The sequence below is a fragment of the Streptomyces sp. NPDC033845 genome (assembly GCF_055576225.1).
Window position 1 is genome coordinate 69,237 of the sequence record NZ_JBVIRI010000007.1, and the last position, 16,069, is coordinate 85,305.

The following is a 16,069-nucleotide window of genomic DNA, read 5'->3' on the forward strand; positions in this document are numbered from 1 at the left end:
CACCCGGTGCCCGAGAGGCGGGCCCCGGCAAGATCCGGAAGAGACGGGCTAGGCGGGGTTGCCCGTGGAGATCACCAGGGTGAACTCGGCGCCCGTCTTGTCCACCGGCTCACCGGCCAGCGGGAACTGCTCCAGCACGGTGTCCTCGCCGTACGCCGCCTCGTCCCGCTCCTGGACCTTGTACTTCCAGCCGGCCGCCTGGATGCACTCCTTGACCGAGATCACGTTCTTGTAGCGGAAGTCCGGGGCGTTGACCTTCTTCGGGTCGTCCCAGGACTTGTACGCCTCCTTGCACTTCTCCGCGTCGATCGTGCGGCTCGGGTCCGGGCCCTTGTGGCCCGGCTTGGCCGAGCCGGTGCTCGGGGCGCCGTCGGTCGCCCCGCCCGAGGCACCGGAGGAGGCGGCGGCCGGGGTGTCCCCGCCGGAGGGCTCGTCGTCCTGGTTGATCACGATCGCGGTCACCAGACCGCCGACGGCGATCAGGGCCACCGCGATCGCCCCCATCACCACGGAGGTGTTCCGGCGGCCGCCCGGGCCGCCGCCCGCCGCCCGGTGGGGCTGCTGGGCCGGGGAGATGGTGAACGGCGGCGGGGTCTGCGCCCCGAACCCGTGCTGCTGGCCCGGCGCCTGGGTCTGGTGCTGCGGCGGGTAGGCGTAGCCCCCCTGCTGCGGGACCGGCGGCGGGGTGTGCTGCTGCGGCGCGTACGGGGACGGGGTGGGCGGCTGGTACGGCTGCTGGAGGGAGTGCGGCGGCGGCTGCGGCAGCGAGGCGTCCACCGGCGGGAACACGGCCGAGCCGACCCCGGCCCCGCTGTTCACCGGACCGCCCTGGACGATCACCGGCGCGGCCGTCTGCCCGGCCGACAGCACCCGGGCGATCTCGTCGCGCATCGCCGCGGCCGAGGGGAAGCGCTCGTTCGGGTTCTTCTTCAGCGCGCGCGCCACCAGCGCGTCCATGGCCGGGGACACCGAGCGGTTCACCGAGGAGGGCGCGACCGGCTCCTCCTGGACGTGCGCGTAGGCGATCGCCAGCGGCGAGTCCGCCTCGAACGGCAGCCGGCCGGTGAGCAGCTGGAACAGCATGATCCCGACCGAGTACAGGTCGGAGCGCGCGTCCACCCCGCGCCCCAGGGCCTGCTCCGGCGACAGGTACTGAGGGGTGCCGACGACCATGCCGGTCTGCGTCATCGAGGTGACCCCGGACTGCATCGCGCGGGCGATGCCGAAGTCCATGACCTTGACCACTCCGCGCTTGGTCATCATCACGTTGCCCGGCTTGATGTCCCGGTGCACCAGACCGACGTCGTGGCTGGTCTCCAGGGCGGCCAGCACATCGGCCGTCACCTTCAGCGCCTTGTCCGCCGGCATGGCCCCGTACTGGGCGATGTCCGCCGTCAGGACCGAGCCCAGCGGCTTGCCCTCCACGTACTCCATGACGATGTACGGCATCAGCGAGCCGTCGAACTCGTCCTCACCGGTGTCGAACACGGACACGATGTTGGTGTGCGACAGTTTCGCTACAGCCTGCGCCTCGCGGCGGAAACGTTCCCGGAAGGACTGCTCGCGGCCGAGTTCGGTGTGCAGGGTCTTGATCGCCACCTGCCGGTCCAGCGCGGTGTCGTAGGCGAGGTAGACCGCGGCCATCCCGCCCTCACCGAGCAGATCCCGTAGCTGGTAACGGCCACGGGCCAGGGAACCGCCTGCGTACCGGCCCTGAGTGCCGTCCTGGCTCATGACTGTTGCTTCCCCTCACCACGGCTGTGTCGCGCCCAGTCTGCCGGAGGGCAAGCACACGTCAAGCCGGGTGCCCGTTCCGTGACCAGGGGGTTGCCGGACAGTCACGGGCCCTCCACAGAAGTCCGTGCCCGAACGGTGACCCGCACGGAGGCTGTAGCGTTCGTCGGAGCACCCGAGACGAGCACCACACCGCACGCGCGGCCGAGAGAGACGACGGCGAGGACTGATGGCACCCGAACCCGAGGCAGGCGGAGCCGGGATGGCCGAGGATCCTTCGCACTGGGGGGCCGGCGGCCTCGTGGGCGACGGCCGGTACCGGCTCACCCACCGGCTGGGCCGTGGCGGAATGGCCGAGGTGTTCGCCGCAGAGGACGTGCGGCTGGGCCGCACCGTCGCCGTGAAGCTGCTGCGCGCGGACCTCGCCGAGGACCCGGTCTCCAAGGCCCGCTTCACCCGTGAGGCACAGTCGGTGGCCGGCCTCAACCACCATGCCGTGGTGGCCGTCTACGACTCCGGCGAGGACCGGGTCGGCCCGAACACCGTCCCGTACATCGTGATGGAGCTGGTCGAGGGCCGCACCATCCGCGAACTGCTGATCAGCGCCGAGGCCCCGGGCCCCGACCAGGCGCTCATCATCGTCTCGGGGGTGCTGGAGGCGCTCGCCTACTCGCACCAGCACGGCATCGTGCACCGCGACATCAAGCCCGCCAACGTCATCATCACGCACGCCGGTGCGGTGAAGGTGATGGACTTCGGCATCGCCCGGGCCCTGCACGGCGCCCAGTCGACGATGACCCAGACCGGCATGGTCATGGGCACCCCGCAGTACCTGTCGCCGGAACAGGCCCTCGGCAAGGCCGTGGACCACCGCAGCGACCTCTACGCCACCGGCTGCCTGCTGTACGAACTCCTGGCGCTGCGGCCCCCGTTCACCGGCGAGACCCCGCTGTCGGTGGTCTACCAGCACGTCCAGGACGCGCCCGTGCCGCCCTCACAGCTCGGCACCGGGGTGCCGGCCGAGCTCGACGGCCTGGTGATGCGCTCGCTGGCCAAGGACCCGGACGACCGGTTCCAGAGCGCCGAGGAGATGCGCGGACTCGTCCAGTACGCGCTCCAGATGCTGCACGACCAGGGCCCGCACACCGGCAGCTGGAACACCGGCCCGGTGTCGATGGCGCTGCCGCACGGGCGGGGTCCCGCGGCCACCACCGCGATGCCGATGGGGGCCACCGGGCAGCAGCCCGGCTACCCCTCGCACGCCTCCACCTCGCAGTTCCAGCAGCCGATGGTGCCGCCGCTCAACCCGGACGACGGCTCGGCCTTCCCCGGCGGCGGTGGGGGCGGCTACTACGACGGCGGCCAGGGCGGCGGCTACTACGACGGCGGGCACGGGGACAACGGGGACCGGCGTGGCGCCGGCCGCTGGAAGGTCTGGCTGTTCGCGGCGCTCGCGGTGCTCGCGATCGGCGCGGGTGTGGTGTTCGCCCTCGACAAGGCCGGGGGGAACAAGACCCCTCCGGCGAACAAGCCGTCCACCGCCCAGACCACGCCCTCCACCAAGGAGAGCACCCCGGAGGAGCCGCTGCCGGAGGAGTCCGAGGAGTCCCGGGAGCCCACCAGCAAGCGGACCAAGAGCTGGACGCCGAGCCGCAAGCCGTCCTACACGCCGAGCTGGACGCCCTCGTCGACGCCGACCCCGTCCTCCACGCCCTCGTCGGGTGAGCCCTCGGACGACCCCTCGTCCCCGGATCCGGAGCCGAGCAAGACCCCGGAGGAGCCGGAGCCGACGCCGAGCAAGACCTCGGAGAAGCCGCCGCCGGACGAGGGCGAGAACCAGCCGCGCAACCCGTAGCGCGGCGCGGCGCTCGCAGGGGCCGGCGTCCGTGGCTCAGAGCGCGTGCTGGAAATCCCGGTCGGACCGGCCTGATCGGTCCGACCGGCCGGCCAGGGTGTGCACGGTGAAGAACTGCGGCTCGATGCGCATGTAGACGGGGTCGAACAGCTCGCCGTCCACGTAGTGCGGCCCGCGGCCGAACAGTTCCAGTTCGGCGGTGGTCGGCTCCACGATCTCGGCCGTCCCGGTGAACTGGACCGACCAGAGGTCGATCTCGCCGGAGTTGAAGTTGTCCGCCCCGTAGGAGACGACGCTCCCGTTGCAGGCGTGGTGGTAGCCGAACCCGCTGTGCATCCTCAGGACCACCCGGCCGTCCACCACCACATGACGGGCGACGGCGAGGAAGGGCAGCGCGCGCATGCTGGTGGCCACCCGGCCGTAGGGGACCCGGCACAGGAGTTCGATGGCGTGGAGTTCCTCTGGGGACATAGGGCCACTGTCCGTTACCGGCCCGGTGTCGGGAAAGAGGATCCCGCCCCCAGGACCGGGGACGTTGGTCCCGAATGATTCCCCGGATGCGGTGAATCAGCTGGTCGGCACGTGATGCGGCGGAATCAGCTGCGCTTCTCGGCCTGGATCCGGGCCACGTAGGCGGCCGCCTGGGAGCGGCGCTCCATGCCCAGCTTGGACAGCAGGCTGGACACGTAGTTCTTGATCGTCTTCTCGGCCAGGTGCAGCCGCTCGCCGATCACCCGGTTGGTCAGGCCCTCCCCGATCAGATCGAGGATCTTCCGCTCCTGCTCGGTGAGGTTCGCCAGCCGGTCGTCGCCCTTGCCGTTCTTGCCGTCCCGCAGCCGCTCCAGCACCCGCGCCGTGGCCACCGGGTCCAGCAGGGACTTTCCGGCGGCGACGTCACGGACCGCGTGCAGCAGCTCATTGCCGCGGATCGCCTTGAGGACGTACCCGGAAGCACCGGCCATGATCGCGTCGAACAGCGCCTCGTCGTCGGCGAACGAGGTGAGCATCAGGCACTTGATGTCCTCGTTCTGGGAACGGACCTCGCGGCAGACCTCGACGCCGCTGCCGTCCGGCAGCCGCACGTCCAGGACCGCCACATCGGGCCTCGTCGCCGGGATCCGCACCAGTGCGTCGGCGGCCGTACCGGCCTCGCCCACCACCTCGATATCGGATTCGCTGGACAGCAGCTCGTAGACACCTCGGCGGACCACTTCGTGGTCGTCCAGGAGGAATACCGTGATTTTTCCATCTTCGCGCACGAAGTCAGTTTCACACACTCACCCCTTCCCTGCCGCTGTTACCCGGGATAACGTGCCGTTGTTCCGGCCCCCTGCAAGGCTGTGACCAGTGGTTGTTCCCGATTCCCCGGATTTACTTGGAAATCCAAGCAAAATCGCAGGTCAAATGGGGTTTCGCGGTTCCGCGACGCACTGGGTAACGTGCATTGCGCAGGGCACTCGCCGGGGCACCTGTCACGCCTGTTCTCCCAACCGAGTCGCACCCACCCCGTGCGCGGGTACGGAAACAGGCGAGCCGCACTGGACCCCGGAGAACCCGGGTGCCGGACCGACGGAGGAGCACACGTGACCGTGGAGAGCACTGCCGCGCGCAAGCCGCGACGCAGCAGCGGCACCAAGCGAGCGGCGTCCGGGGCCAGCCCCCGCAAGACGGCGGCCGCGGCCGCAGCCGCCGAGAGTGCCGAGCCCCAGCTCGTACAGCTGCTGACGCCCGAAGGGGACCGGGTCGAGAACGCGCAGAACGCGGAGTTCCTCCCCTACGTCGCCGACATCACCGCCGAGGACCTGCGCGGGCTCTACCGCGACATGGTCCTCACCCGCCGTTTCGACGGCGAGGCGACCTCCCTGCAGCGTCAGGGCGAGCTGGGCCTGTGGGCCTCGCTGCTGGGCCAGGAGGCCGCCCAGATCGGCTCCGGCCGGGCGCTGCGCGAGGACGACTACATCTTCCCGACCTACCGCGAACACGGTGTCGCCTGGTGCCGCGGGGTCGACCCGACGAACCTGCTGGGCATGTTCCGGGGCGTCAACCACGGCGGCTGGGACCCCACCGTCAACAACTTCCACCTCTACACGATCGTCATCGGCTCGCAGACCCTGCACGCCACCGGCTACGCCATGGGCGTGGCCAAGGACGGCGCCGACTCCGCGGTCATCGCCTACTTCGGCGACGGCGCCTCCAGCCAGGGCGACGTCAACGAGGCCTTCACCTTCTCGGCGGTCTACAACGCCCCCGTGGTGTTCTTCTGCCAGAACAACCAGTGGGCCATCTCCGAGCCCACCGAGCGCCAGATGCGCGTCCCGCTCTACCAGCGCGCCGCCGGCTTCGGCTTCCCCGGCGTCCGGGTGGACGGCAACGACGTGCTGGCCTGCCTGGCCGTGACCCGCTGGGCCCTGGAGCGGGCCCGCAACGGCGAGGGCCCGGCCCTGATCGAGGCGTTCACCTACCGGATGGGCGCGCACACCACCTCCGACGACCCGACCCGCTACCGGCGGGACGAGGAGCGGGCGGCCTGGGAGGCCAAGGACCCGATCGAGCGGCTGAAGGCCCACCTGCTGGCCTCCGGCGACGCCGACGAGGAGTTCTTCGCCGCCCTCGAAACCGAGAGCGAGCAGCTGGGCAAGCGGGTGCGCGAGGTCGTGCGCGCCATGCCCGACCCCGACACCATGGCGATCTTCGAGAACGTCTACGCCGACGGGCACGCGCTGGTGGACGAGGAGCGCGCCCAGTTCGCGGCCTACCTCGCGTCGTTCGAGGAGGGCAACTGATCATGGCCGTTGAGAAGATGTCGATCGCCAAGGCGCTCAACGAGTCGCTGCGCAAGGCCCTGGAGACGGACCCCAAGGTCCTGATCATGGGCGAGGACGTCGGCAAGCTGGGCGGGGTCTTCCGGATCACCGACGGCCTGCAGAAGGACTTCGGCGAGGAGCGGGTCATCGACACCCCGCTCGCCGAGTCGGGCATCGTCGGCACCGCCATCGGCCTGGCCCTGCGCGGCTACCGGCCGGTGGTGGAGATCCAGTTCGACGGGTTCGTGTTCCCTGCCTACGACCAGATCGTCACCCAGCTCGCCAAGATGCACGCGCGGGCCCTGGGCAAGGTCAAGATGCCGGTGGTCATCCGCATCCCGTACGCGGGCGGCATCGGCGCGGTGGAGCACCACAGCGAGTCCCCGGAAGCCCTGTTCGCGCACGTGCCGGGCCTGAAGGTGGTGTCGCCGAGCAACCCCAGCGACGCCTACTGGATGCTCCAGCAGGCCATCCAGAGCGATGACCCGGTGATCTTCTTCGAGCCGAAGCGCCGCTACTGGGACAAGGGCGAGCTCGATGTCGAGGCCATCCCCGGGGCGCTGCACGAGGCCAAGGTGGAGCGGGCCGGCACCGACCTCACCCTGGCGGCCTACGGGCCGATGGTGAAGGTGTGCCTGGAGGCGGCGGCCGCGGCGGCCGAGGAGGGCAAGTCGGTGGAGGTCGTGGACCTGCGCTCGATGTCCCCGATCGACTTCGACGGGCTCCAGCGGTCGGTGGAGAAGACCCGCCGGCTGGTGGTCGTGCACGAGGCCCCGGTGTTCCTCGGCGTGGGTTCGGAGATCGCCGCCCGCATCACGGAGCGGTGCTTCTACCACCTGGAGGCCCCGGTGCTCCGGGTCGGCGGCTTCCACGCCCCGTACCCGCCGGCCCGCCTGGAGGACGAGTACCTGCCGGGCCTGGACCGTGTGCTCGACGCCGTCGACCGCTCGCTGGCGTTCTGAGGAGATCCGCTGTGACGATCCGCGAATTCAAGATGCCCGACGTGGGCGAGGGCCTCACCGAGGCCGAGATCCTCAAGTGGTACGTCCAGCCGGGCGACACCGTCACCGACGGCCAGGTCGTCTGCGAGGTGGAGACGGCGAAGGCTGCCGTGGAACTCCCCATCCCCTTCGACGGGGTGGTGCACGAACTGCGCTTCGCCGAGGGCGTCACCGTCGACGTCGGCCAGGTCATCATCTCGGTGGCGGTCGACGGCGGCGAACCGGCTGCCCCGCCGGTCGAGGCGGCCGCCCCGGCCGCCGTGCCCGCGCCCGCGCCGGTCCCGGCGGCGGAGGCCGCCGGCGAGGCGGCCCCCGCCGCCCGCCAGCCGGTGCTGGTCGGCTACGGGGTCTCCCAGGGCTCCACCAAGCGGCGCCCGCGCAAGGCGGCGGCCCAGCCGGCCGTCGCCGCCCCGGCCGAGGCCGCCGCGGCGGCCGCCGCCGGAGTCGGGGCCGCCGCCCGGGCGCTGGCCGCCGGTACCGCCCCGGCGGGCCCGGACACCGGCCGCGCCGGCACCAACGGCACCGCTGCCCCGGCGTACGCCCCGGCCCCGGCGGGCGGGGAGCGGCCGCTGGCCAAGCCGCCCGTGCGCAAGCTCGCCAAGGACCTCGGCATCGACCTCGCCACGGTGGCCCCCACCGGCGGGGGCGGGATCGTGACCCGCGAGGACGTGCACGCGGCGGCCGCCGCCGCGGCGCAGGCCCTCCAGGCCGCCCCGGCGAGCACCAACGGCACCACCGCCCCGGCCCCGGCGGCCGTACCGTCCGAGGCCGCGGCGCCCGCGTCCGTCCCGGCCGCCGCCGAGCCGCTCGCGGCCGGTGCCCGGGAGACCCGGATCCCGGTCAAGGGCGTCCGCAAGGTCACCGCCCAGGCCATGGTCGGCTCCGCCTTCACCGCCCCGCACGTCACCGAGTTCATCACCTTCGACGTGACCCGCACCATGAAGCTGGTGCAGGAACTCAAGGCCGACCCGGACCTGGCGGGGCTGCGGATCAACCCGCTGCTGCTCATCGCCAAGGCCGTGCTGGTCGCCGTACGCCGCAACCCGGACGTCAACGCGTCCTGGGACGAGGCGGCCCAGGAGATCGTGCTCAAGCACTACGTCAACCTCGGGATCGCGGCCGCGACCCCGCGCGGGCTGATCGTCCCCAACATCAAGGACGCGCACGCCAAGACGCTCCCCGAGCTGTCCACGGCACTGTCCGGCCTGGTCGCCACCGCCCGCGAGGGCAAGACCTCCCCCGCCGACATGCAGGGCGGCACGATCACCATCACCAACGTCGGGGTCTTCGGGGTCGACACCGGCACGCCGATCCTGAACCCGGGCGAGTCCGCGATCCTCGCGGTCGGGGCCATCAAGCTCCAGCCGTGGGTCCACAAGGGCAAGGTGAAGCCCCGCCAGGTCACCACCCTGGCCCTCTCCTTCGACCACCGCCTGATCGACGGCGAACTGGGCTCCCGGTTCCTCGCCGACGTCGCGGCGGTCCTGGAGAACCCGAAGCGCCTGATCACCTGGGCCTGACGGCAACCAGCGAACGGCCGGCCCCCCCCACGGGGGACCGGCCGTTCCTTCATGCGGAGGGGGCCACGCGCGGTGATGGTCGGGTTCGGGGTGCGGGACGGGCAGGGGGAGGCCGGGAGGTGGCGGGCTGACCCACGGGGGACCGGCCGTTCCTTCGTCTAGGCTCCCGCCGGGGAAGGGGGTCGGATGGCCATTGCCGAGCTGCAGGTGTACTCCGTGGAGGAGGCCGACGTCTTCGGCGGGGTGTGTGTGGTGCGGTGCGTCGGCGGGGTGGCGCGGGCCGGGCAGGTGTACGCCGCCGGGGAGTCCCGGCTCGGGCTGCGGAGGATCGAGCGGTACGGGCGGGTGGTCGGGTCCTTCGACGCCGGGCACACCGCCAGGGTGCGGCTGAGCGGGGCGGTGGTGGCGCTGCTGGCCCGCGGGCAGGTGCTGACCTCGGTGCCGGCCGCGGCGCTCGGGCTGGAGGAGGTCGAGGCCTGGCTGGCCGCCGGCCACGGACTGCCCGCCGGGGGCTTCGGCCCGGAGCCGGCGGGCGCGGGCGGTGATCCGGATCCGGCCACCCTGCGGGTGCTGGCGCTGACCCGGATGCAGACCCCGGAGCTGCCGGACGCGGTCCGGCTCCGCTGGGGCCGGGTCGCGATCGTCGCGGCGGCCCGGGCGGACGGCTGCCCGGGCGGCCGGGAGCCGCTGTCCGCCGCGCTGGCGCAGGCGCGGGTGCGGGCGTATCTGGTGCAGTGCCTCGGGGACCTCCCCGACCCGACCGGGGAGGGGCTGGCGGATGCCGCCGCGCTCTGCCGGTTCGTGCTCGACCGGGTCGGGATGACCCTGGAGGAGGCGCGCCGGGCCGGGGCGGGCTGGCGGGAGCTGGACCGGGAGCGGATCCTGCGCCTGCGCGGGGTGAAGAGCCTGCTGGGCGCGGCCGGCGCCGCCCGCCCGTACCTCGCGGACGGCGATCCGCTGGCCGCCCTGGTGGACGAATGGCTGCGGATCCGGGCCCGGCTGCCGTGAACACCCCCGGGCGGGCGGCCGGAAGGGCCCCTTGACGGACCGTCCGGGCGGATGGACGCTCACGCTTTGGCATCCGTACGGTTCGAGGGGGGCCGGAATGCCGGAGGAGTACGACCGGCCGGTGGCGCGCGCGGGGGAACTGCGGGCCAGGCTGATGGAGTCCGGCGCGCCCTGGAGCGTGAGCGAACGGCTGGCCGACGAGGATCCGGTGCCGCCCGCACCGCTCGGGCTGGATCCGGCCGGGCCGCTGACCACCGCCGCCGAGGCCGGCGTGGTCGATCTGCGGGCGCTGGCCGGCCGGGAGAGCGGCAATCCGCACCTCACCCGCCGGCGGACCGCCCACGGGCTGCTCGCGGACCGCAAGGCGCAGGCCCTGGCGCCGCGTCCGGCCGCCGTGGACTGGCGGCACCGCTGGGGCTGGCCCTGGATCGGCCGGGTGAAGGACCAGGGCCCATGCCGGTCGGGCTGGGCCTTTGCGGCGGCCGGGCTGGTGGAGTCCATGGCCCGGATCGAGCACCACGTGTGGGCCGAGCGGGCCGCGGGGGACCTGCACGACGGGATGCGGGCCGGCTGCGGGCAGCGCGGCAGTCCGGAGGCCGCCCTCGACTGGATCCGGGACAACGGCGGGATCGCGGACCCCGACTGCCATCCGCCGGCGGACCCGCCGCCGGGGCTGCCGGCCGGCCGGCTGGAGGGCTGGCGGGCGGCCTATCCGCCCAGCTGGGACCGGTCCGGACGGACGGTGCGGATCACCGACTGGGTGCGGCTGGGGGATGTGGAGCAGCAGAAGGTGTGGCTGGACACGGTGGGCCCGCTGATCGCCTCCTTCGACGTCTACGAGGACTTCTTCGGGCTCGGCGCCGGGGTGTACCGGCGGACCACCGACCGCCGGGCGGGCGGCCACTGCGTGCTGGTGGTGGGCTATGACGACGCGGCCGGCTGCTGGCTGTTCCGCAACTCCTGGGGCACCGGACGGCACATGGCCGGTTTCGGCCGGATCGGATACGGGGAGGCCCGGATCGACCACTGGGCCAAGTGCGGGCTACTCGGCACCAATGTGGACCCGTGGACCAAACGCCGGCTGCACACCGGGAACGTCTACGAGAGCGGCAACGGCCGCGCCCACCGGAACTTCGAACTCCTGCTGGGTGACGCGGAGTCGCAGCCCGGCGGGGGCCGGCTGCGGCACTGGTCGCGGGCCGGTGACCCGCCGCACCGCTGGATCCGTGCCGGGGCCTTCGCCGCGGACGCCTCGGCGCTGCCCGCCTTCACCGGCTCCACCTACAACCGGAACATGGAGTCCCTGCACGTCACCCCGGGCGGCCGGCTGCGGCACTGGTACTACGAGCAGTCCGCCCGGACCTGGCGGGACGGCGGCCTGTTCGGCGCGGACGGGGACGCGGCGCCCGGGTCCACCCCCGGGTTCATCCAGAGCGACTACGGCAAGCCCGGCAACTTCGAGGTGGTGGTGCGCACGTCCGACGGCGGTCTGCGGCACTGGTGGCGGATCAACGGCTCGCCCTGGACCTGGCAGGACGGCGGCCGGTTCGGGGAGGACATCGCGCACTACGGGCCCGCGCTGGTGCAGACCCGGGGCCGTCGGCTGGACCTGGTGGCGGCCCGTACGGACGGCCGGATGCAGCTGTGGTGGCGGGACGACGCGGCCGGGTTCGTCTGGCGGCCGGGGGAGGTCTTCGGTGCCGGGATCGTCTCGGCGCCCTGTCTGATCGAGGGGCAGTACGAGGCCCGCGACGAGGAGACCCCGGGGAACTACGAGCTGTGCGCGGTGACGGCGGAGGGCCGGGTGGAGCACTGGTGGCGGGGCAACGCGAGCGGTTCGGGCTGGACCCGGAGCACGGCCTTCGGCTCGGACGCGGTGGCGGTCACCGGGATGCTGCAGGGCAGCTTCGGGTTCCATCTGGAGGTGTTCGTGCTGGGCACCGACCGGCGGGTGCGGCACTGGTGGCGGGACGGCGCCGGGGTCTGGCACGCGGGCGCGGTGATCGGCTGACCGACCACCGCGCCCGGTGTCCAGGTGCGGGTTCCGCTGTTCGCGGGCGCCGCGGGGCGGGTTCCGCTAGTCGCGGTTGGCGCCCGGCGGGAGCTCGCGGAGCTCGGGCAGACCGGAGCGCTGTGCCTTCGGCGTCGCACCGAGGCTGTAGTCCATGATCTTCTTCGCGTCGGCGTAGCGGGCGTCGACCGAGGTGGCGCCGAGCACCACGCCGATGACGGTCTTGCCGTTGCGGGTGGCGGCGAACACCAGGCAGGGGCCGGCCGGGGTGGTGGTGCCGGTCTTCACGCCGATCGCGCCGGAGTAGGCGCCCAGCAGCTGGTTGCTGTTGGACCAGGTGTACCAGCGGACCTTGCCGTTGGCCGCGGTGGCGTAGGCCTTCACGGTCGGGGACTTGACCACGGTGCGGAAGGTGCTGTTGCCCATCGCGGCGCGGGCGAGCTTCGCCAGGTCGCGCGGGGTGGTGTAGTTGTTGGCGCTGTTGTTCGGCGAATTGCCGTCGAACGAGTCGAACTTGGTGTTGGTCAGGCCCAGGGCCTTGGCCTTGTCGTTCATCTGCTTGATGAAGTCGGCCTTGCGGGCGGCGCGGGTGGTGCCCTTGCCGTACGCGTCGGCGAGGGCGTACGCGGCGTCGCAGCCGGAGGGCGCCATCATGCCGTTGAGCATGCCGGTGACGGTCAGCTTGTCGCCGACGAACAGGTAGGCGCTGCTCGCGCCGATGGAGTTGACGTAGTCCGGGTACGCCTTGTCCACGGTCAGCTTGCGGGCCAGGTCCAGCTTGGGCTGGGTGAGGACCACATAGGCCGTCATGATCTTGGTGGTGCTGGCCATCGGGCGGCGGGTGTCCGCCGCCTTGGCGTACTGGCCGACGCCGTTGGCGTTGTCCAGCAGGAAGGCGCCCTTGGCGGTCACCGTGGGCCAGCCGGGCGGGTTGGCGGCGTTGGCGGTGGCGGCGAGCGGGGCGGCGGTCAGCAGCGCGCCCGTGGCGGTGGCCACGATCACGGCGCGGCGGGCGCGCGAGAAGCCGGTTGTGCCGAAGTTCAAGAGAAATCCCCCGAGTTCGCGGTACGGATGGGTGCGTGGATCGGTCGGGGCCGGGTGTGTGACAAGGGCCCCCGGACAGTGACGCCCGGGAGTGGTGAATGGATGTGCGGGGGTGCCATGTTTTTGCTATTCCGAGACCTGGGGCCGATTCCGGACCCCGGTGGTCCGCATGCTGGACGGGGGTCCGCTTGTGTCCCTGTTGTATCTATGCTGCGTCCATGCCAGCAGCAGTCCGACAGCCCCCCGCCGCCGACCGGGTGTACCGGCACGTCAAACAAGGCGTGCTCGACCGCCGCTACGAGGGCGGCACCCTCCTCACCGAGGGCGAGCTCGCCGAGGCCGTCGGGGTCTCCCGCACCCCGGTCCGCGAGGCGCTGCTCCGGCTGGAGACCGAGGGACTGCTCCGGCTGTACCCGAAGAAGGGCGCCCTGGTGCTGCCCGTCTCGGCCCAGGAGATCACCGACGTGATCGAGACCCGGCTGCTGGTCGAGGAGTTCACCGTCCGCCGGGCCGTCCCCGCGCCCCCGGCGCTGCTGGAGCGGCTGGCGGAACTGCTGGAGGAGCAACGGCTGCACGCCGCGAGCGGGGACACCGCCGCGATGATGGTCGCCGACCGCTGCTTCCACGCCGAGATCGTCCGGCACGCCGGCAACGAGATCCTGGCCCGGCTCTACGACCAGCTGCGCGACCGGCAGCTGCGGATGGGCGTCGCCCTGCTGCACGCGCACCCGGACCGGGTGGCCCGCACCCTCGACGAGCACGCGGAGATCCTGGCCGCCCTGCGGGCCGGCGAGGCGGAGGCCGCGGCGGCGGCCGTCCGCGGCCATATCGGCCGGGTCTCCGCACTGGTCCGCGGGGCGGACCGATGACGGCGCCGTCCGCGCCGTCGGCTCCGTCCGCCCCCCGCCGGCCCCCGGCCGATCCGCCCGGCGGCCGGCAGGCCGTCCTGGTGTGGTCCGTCGGCGTGGCCGTCTACTTCGTGGCGGTCATCTTCCGCACCAGCCTCGGCGTCGCCGGACTCGACGCCGCCGACCGCTTCCAGGTCAACTCCTCGGCCCTGGCCACCTTCTCCCTCCTCCAGCTGCTGGTCTACGCGGGCATGCAGATACCCGTCGGCCTGATGGTCGACCGGCTGGGCACCAAGAAGGTCCTGACCCTCGGCGCCGTCCTCTTCACCGCCGGCCAGATCGGCTTCGCCCTGTCCCCGTCCTACGGGATGGCCCTGGCCGCCCGCGCCCTGCTGGGCTGCGGGGACGCCATGACCTTCATCTCGGTGCTCCGGCTCGGCACCCGCTGGTTCCCGGCCCACCGGGGCCCACTGATGGCCCAGCTCGCCGGGCTGGTCGGCATGGCCGGCAACCTGGTGTCCACCCTGGTCCTCGCCCCCGTCCTGCACGGGATCGGCTGGGTCCCGGCCTTCGCCGGCAGCGCGGTCGCCGGCCTGCTGGTCCTGGTCCCGCTGGTGCTGTTCCTCCGGGACAACCCGCCCGGACACGAGCCGGAGCCCGCCGGGTCCGCCTCCCGGGGCTTCGTCCGGACCCAGCTCGCCGAGTCCTGGCGGGAGCCGGGCACCCGGCTCGGCCTGTGGGTGCACTTCACCACCCAGTTCCCGGCCATGGTGTTCCTGCTGCTGTGGGGGATGCCGTTCCTGGTCGAGGCCCAGGGGCTGTCCCGGACCACGGCCGGCGGCCTGCTCACCCTGATCGTCTCGGCGAACATGGGGTTCGGGCTGCTCTACGGGCAGATCGTCGGCCGCCGCCAGTCCGCCCGGATCCCGCTCGCGCTGGCCACCGTCGGCCTGACCGCCCTGCTGTGGGGAGCCGTCCTCGGCTACCCGGGGGACCGGGCCCCCATGTGGCTGCTGGCCGCCCTGTGCGTGGTCCTCGGCACCTGCGGCCCCGCCTCGATGATCGGGTTCGACTTCGCCCGGCCCGCCAACCCGCCGGCCCGCCAGGGCACCGCCTCCGGGATCACCAACATGGGCGGCTTCCTCGCCTCGATGACCACCCTGCTGCTGGTCGGGGTGCTGCTGGACGCCACCGGGGACGACTACCGGATCGCCTTCTCCACCGTCTTCGTGCTCCAGGCCTTCGGGCTCAGCCAGATCCTGCGGCTGCGCGGCCCCGCACTCCGCCGCGAGGCGGCCCGCCCGGCCGCCGCGGCCGATCCGGCCGTCACGGGAGCCGGCCCGGTGGTCCCGCCGCAGGAGTCCCCGGCGGCCCCGGCCGCCGTCACGGGGTGACGGAGAAGTTCCCCAGGATCGCCTCGGCCAGCTCCGGATCGCCCTCCACCTTCACCCGGTCGGCCACGGCCGCCGGCCGCACCCGCCCGGCGGCCAGCCGTACGTACGTCTCCCAGTCCATCGCCAGGGTCACCGCCGGGCCCAGCGAGGGGGTGCCGTCCACCGACCCCCGGCCGGAGGCGTCCACCCGGACCGTCCGCAGGAACTCCACCGGACCGTGCACGTCCAGCACCACCGCCGAGTTCGCGGGCGCCCCGGCCCGCTTCGCCACCACCTTCGGCAGCCCGGCCAGCAGCATGTCCCGCACGATCACCGCGCCCGGCGAGTCCAGGTTCCCCGGCACGCCCAGTGCCGTCCGCAGGTCCTGCTCGTGGATCCACACGTCGAAGGCGCGCAGCCGCATCGCCTCCTCCAGCGTGGTCTGCTCGCCCAGCGGCCCGCGCACCGTCGTCTGCGGGTCCCGCTTGTCGTTGCGCAGCTGCCGGTTCCGCCGGATCAGCGTGTACTCCAGCTCGGAGGTCATCTCCGGGGCCGTGTGGTGCCGGCGGACGTCCACCTGCACCTCCATGTACCGGGTGAACTCGTCGACCACGTGCCGCAGGTCCCTCGGCAGGGTGTGGATCGGCCGCGGGTCGCCGAGCATCTCGCACTCGATCCCGATGACGTGCGACACCACATCCCGCACCGACCAGCCGGGACACGGGGTCGCCCGGTTCCACTCGCCCTCCGCCAACGGGAGGACGAGTTCCGATATCGCCTCTATGGAGTGGGTCCACGCGTCGGTATAGGGCTGGAGGCTGGGATGGGGATGGACGGTCAACGGGACCCCTCGCGTGCTGTTCAGTGGCGC

At 72.7% G+C, this 16,069-nt stretch carries 13 protein-coding genes; 8 read left to right on the forward strand and 5 right to left on the reverse strand.

Annotation, left to right across the window (positions count from 1 at the left end):
* Positions 1–48: 48 nt before the first annotated feature.
* Complete coding sequence (locus ACZ50K_RS16965) at positions 49–1,734, reverse strand: protein kinase domain-containing protein (RefSeq protein ID WP_468903380.1); 1,686 nt, start codon at positions 1,732–1,734, stop codon at positions 49–51.
* A gap of 229 nt (positions 1,735–1,963) precedes the next feature.
* Here ACZ50K_RS16965 and ACZ50K_RS16970 point away from each other — a divergent pair, with 229 nt between their 5' ends.
* Entirely contained in the window at positions 1,964–3,589 is a 1,626-nt protein-coding gene (locus ACZ50K_RS16970; protein ID WP_468903382.1) for a protein kinase domain-containing protein, read from the forward strand.
* A gap of 36 nt (positions 3,590–3,625) precedes the next feature.
* On the opposite strand, the gene ACZ50K_RS16975 is transcribed toward ACZ50K_RS16970, so the two are convergent.
* The gene (locus ACZ50K_RS16975) at positions 3,626–4,060 is read right to left on the reverse strand and encodes a pyridoxamine 5'-phosphate oxidase family protein (RefSeq protein WP_468903385.1); all 435 of its coding nucleotides are present in this window, start codon (positions 4,058–4,060) and stop codon (positions 3,626–3,628) included.
* Between the two features lie 125 nt (positions 4,061–4,185).
* Positions 4,186–4,848: a response regulator gene (locus ACZ50K_RS16980; RefSeq protein ID WP_468903387.1), complete on the reverse strand. Its 663-nt coding sequence runs from the start codon at positions 4,846–4,848 to the stop codon at positions 4,186–4,188.
* A 324-nt stretch (positions 4,849–5,172) separates the two neighbouring features.
* Here ACZ50K_RS16980 and pdhA point away from each other — a divergent pair, with 324 nt between their 5' ends.
* The 5 genes from pdhA (at position 5,173) to ACZ50K_RS17005 (ending at position 11,933) form a co-directional block, all read left to right on the forward strand.
* Positions 5,173–6,372, forward strand: coding sequence for a pyruvate dehydrogenase (acetyl-transferring) E1 component subunit alpha (gene pdhA, locus ACZ50K_RS16985; protein ID WP_468903389.1), 1,200 nt, complete (start codon positions 5,173–5,175; stop codon positions 6,370–6,372).
* A 2-nt stretch (positions 6,373–6,374) separates the two neighbouring features.
* On the forward strand, positions 6,375–7,355 hold the full coding sequence (locus ACZ50K_RS16990; protein WP_468903391.1) for an alpha-ketoacid dehydrogenase subunit beta: 981 nt from the start codon (positions 6,375–6,377) through the stop codon (positions 7,353–7,355).
* A gap of 32 nt (positions 7,356–7,387) precedes the next feature.
* The gene (locus ACZ50K_RS16995; protein ID WP_468903985.1) at positions 7,388–8,914 is read left to right on the forward strand and encodes a dihydrolipoamide acetyltransferase family protein; all 1,527 of its coding nucleotides are present in this window, start codon (positions 7,388–7,390) and stop codon (positions 8,912–8,914) included.
* Between the two features lie 186 nt (positions 8,915–9,100).
* Positions 9,101–9,922, forward strand: coding sequence for a hypothetical protein (locus tag ACZ50K_RS17000; protein ID WP_468903393.1), 822 nt, complete (start codon positions 9,101–9,103; stop codon positions 9,920–9,922).
* 97 nt (positions 9,923–10,019) lie between these two features.
* Positions 10,020–11,933, forward strand: a complete 1,914-nt coding sequence (locus ACZ50K_RS17005; protein WP_468903395.1) for a C1 family peptidase — start codon at positions 10,020–10,022, stop codon at positions 11,931–11,933.
* Between the two features lie 66 nt (positions 11,934–11,999).
* Here the strand turns inward: ACZ50K_RS17005 and ACZ50K_RS17010 are convergent, their stop codons facing one another.
* A complete protein-coding gene (locus ACZ50K_RS17010) occupies positions 12,000–12,977 on the reverse strand; it encodes a D-alanyl-D-alanine carboxypeptidase family protein (protein WP_468903397.1) in 978 nt (325 codons plus the stop codon).
* 218 nt (positions 12,978–13,195) lie between these two features.
* Between ACZ50K_RS17010 and ACZ50K_RS17015 the strand changes: the two genes are divergently transcribed.
* Together ACZ50K_RS17015 and ACZ50K_RS17020 are read left to right on the forward strand one after the other, a co-directional pair.
* Positions 13,196–13,846 (forward strand): GntR family transcriptional regulator, encoded by a 651-nt coding sequence (locus ACZ50K_RS17015; RefSeq protein WP_468903399.1) that lies wholly within the window; start codon positions 13,196–13,198, stop codon positions 13,844–13,846.
* Entirely contained in the window at positions 13,843–15,219 is a 1,377-nt protein-coding gene (locus tag ACZ50K_RS17020; RefSeq protein WP_468903401.1) for an MFS transporter, read from the forward strand. Before ACZ50K_RS17015 ends, ACZ50K_RS17020 begins: the two co-directional genes overlap by 4 nt.
* Here the strand turns inward: ACZ50K_RS17020 and ACZ50K_RS17025 are convergent.
* Positions 15,209–16,039, reverse strand: a complete 831-nt coding sequence (locus tag ACZ50K_RS17025) for a maleylpyruvate isomerase family mycothiol-dependent enzyme (protein ID WP_468903403.1) — start codon at positions 16,037–16,039, stop codon at positions 15,209–15,211. The two genes, ACZ50K_RS17020 and ACZ50K_RS17025, sit on opposite strands and share 11 nt — an antisense overlap.
* Positions 16,040–16,069 lie beyond the last annotated feature (30 nt).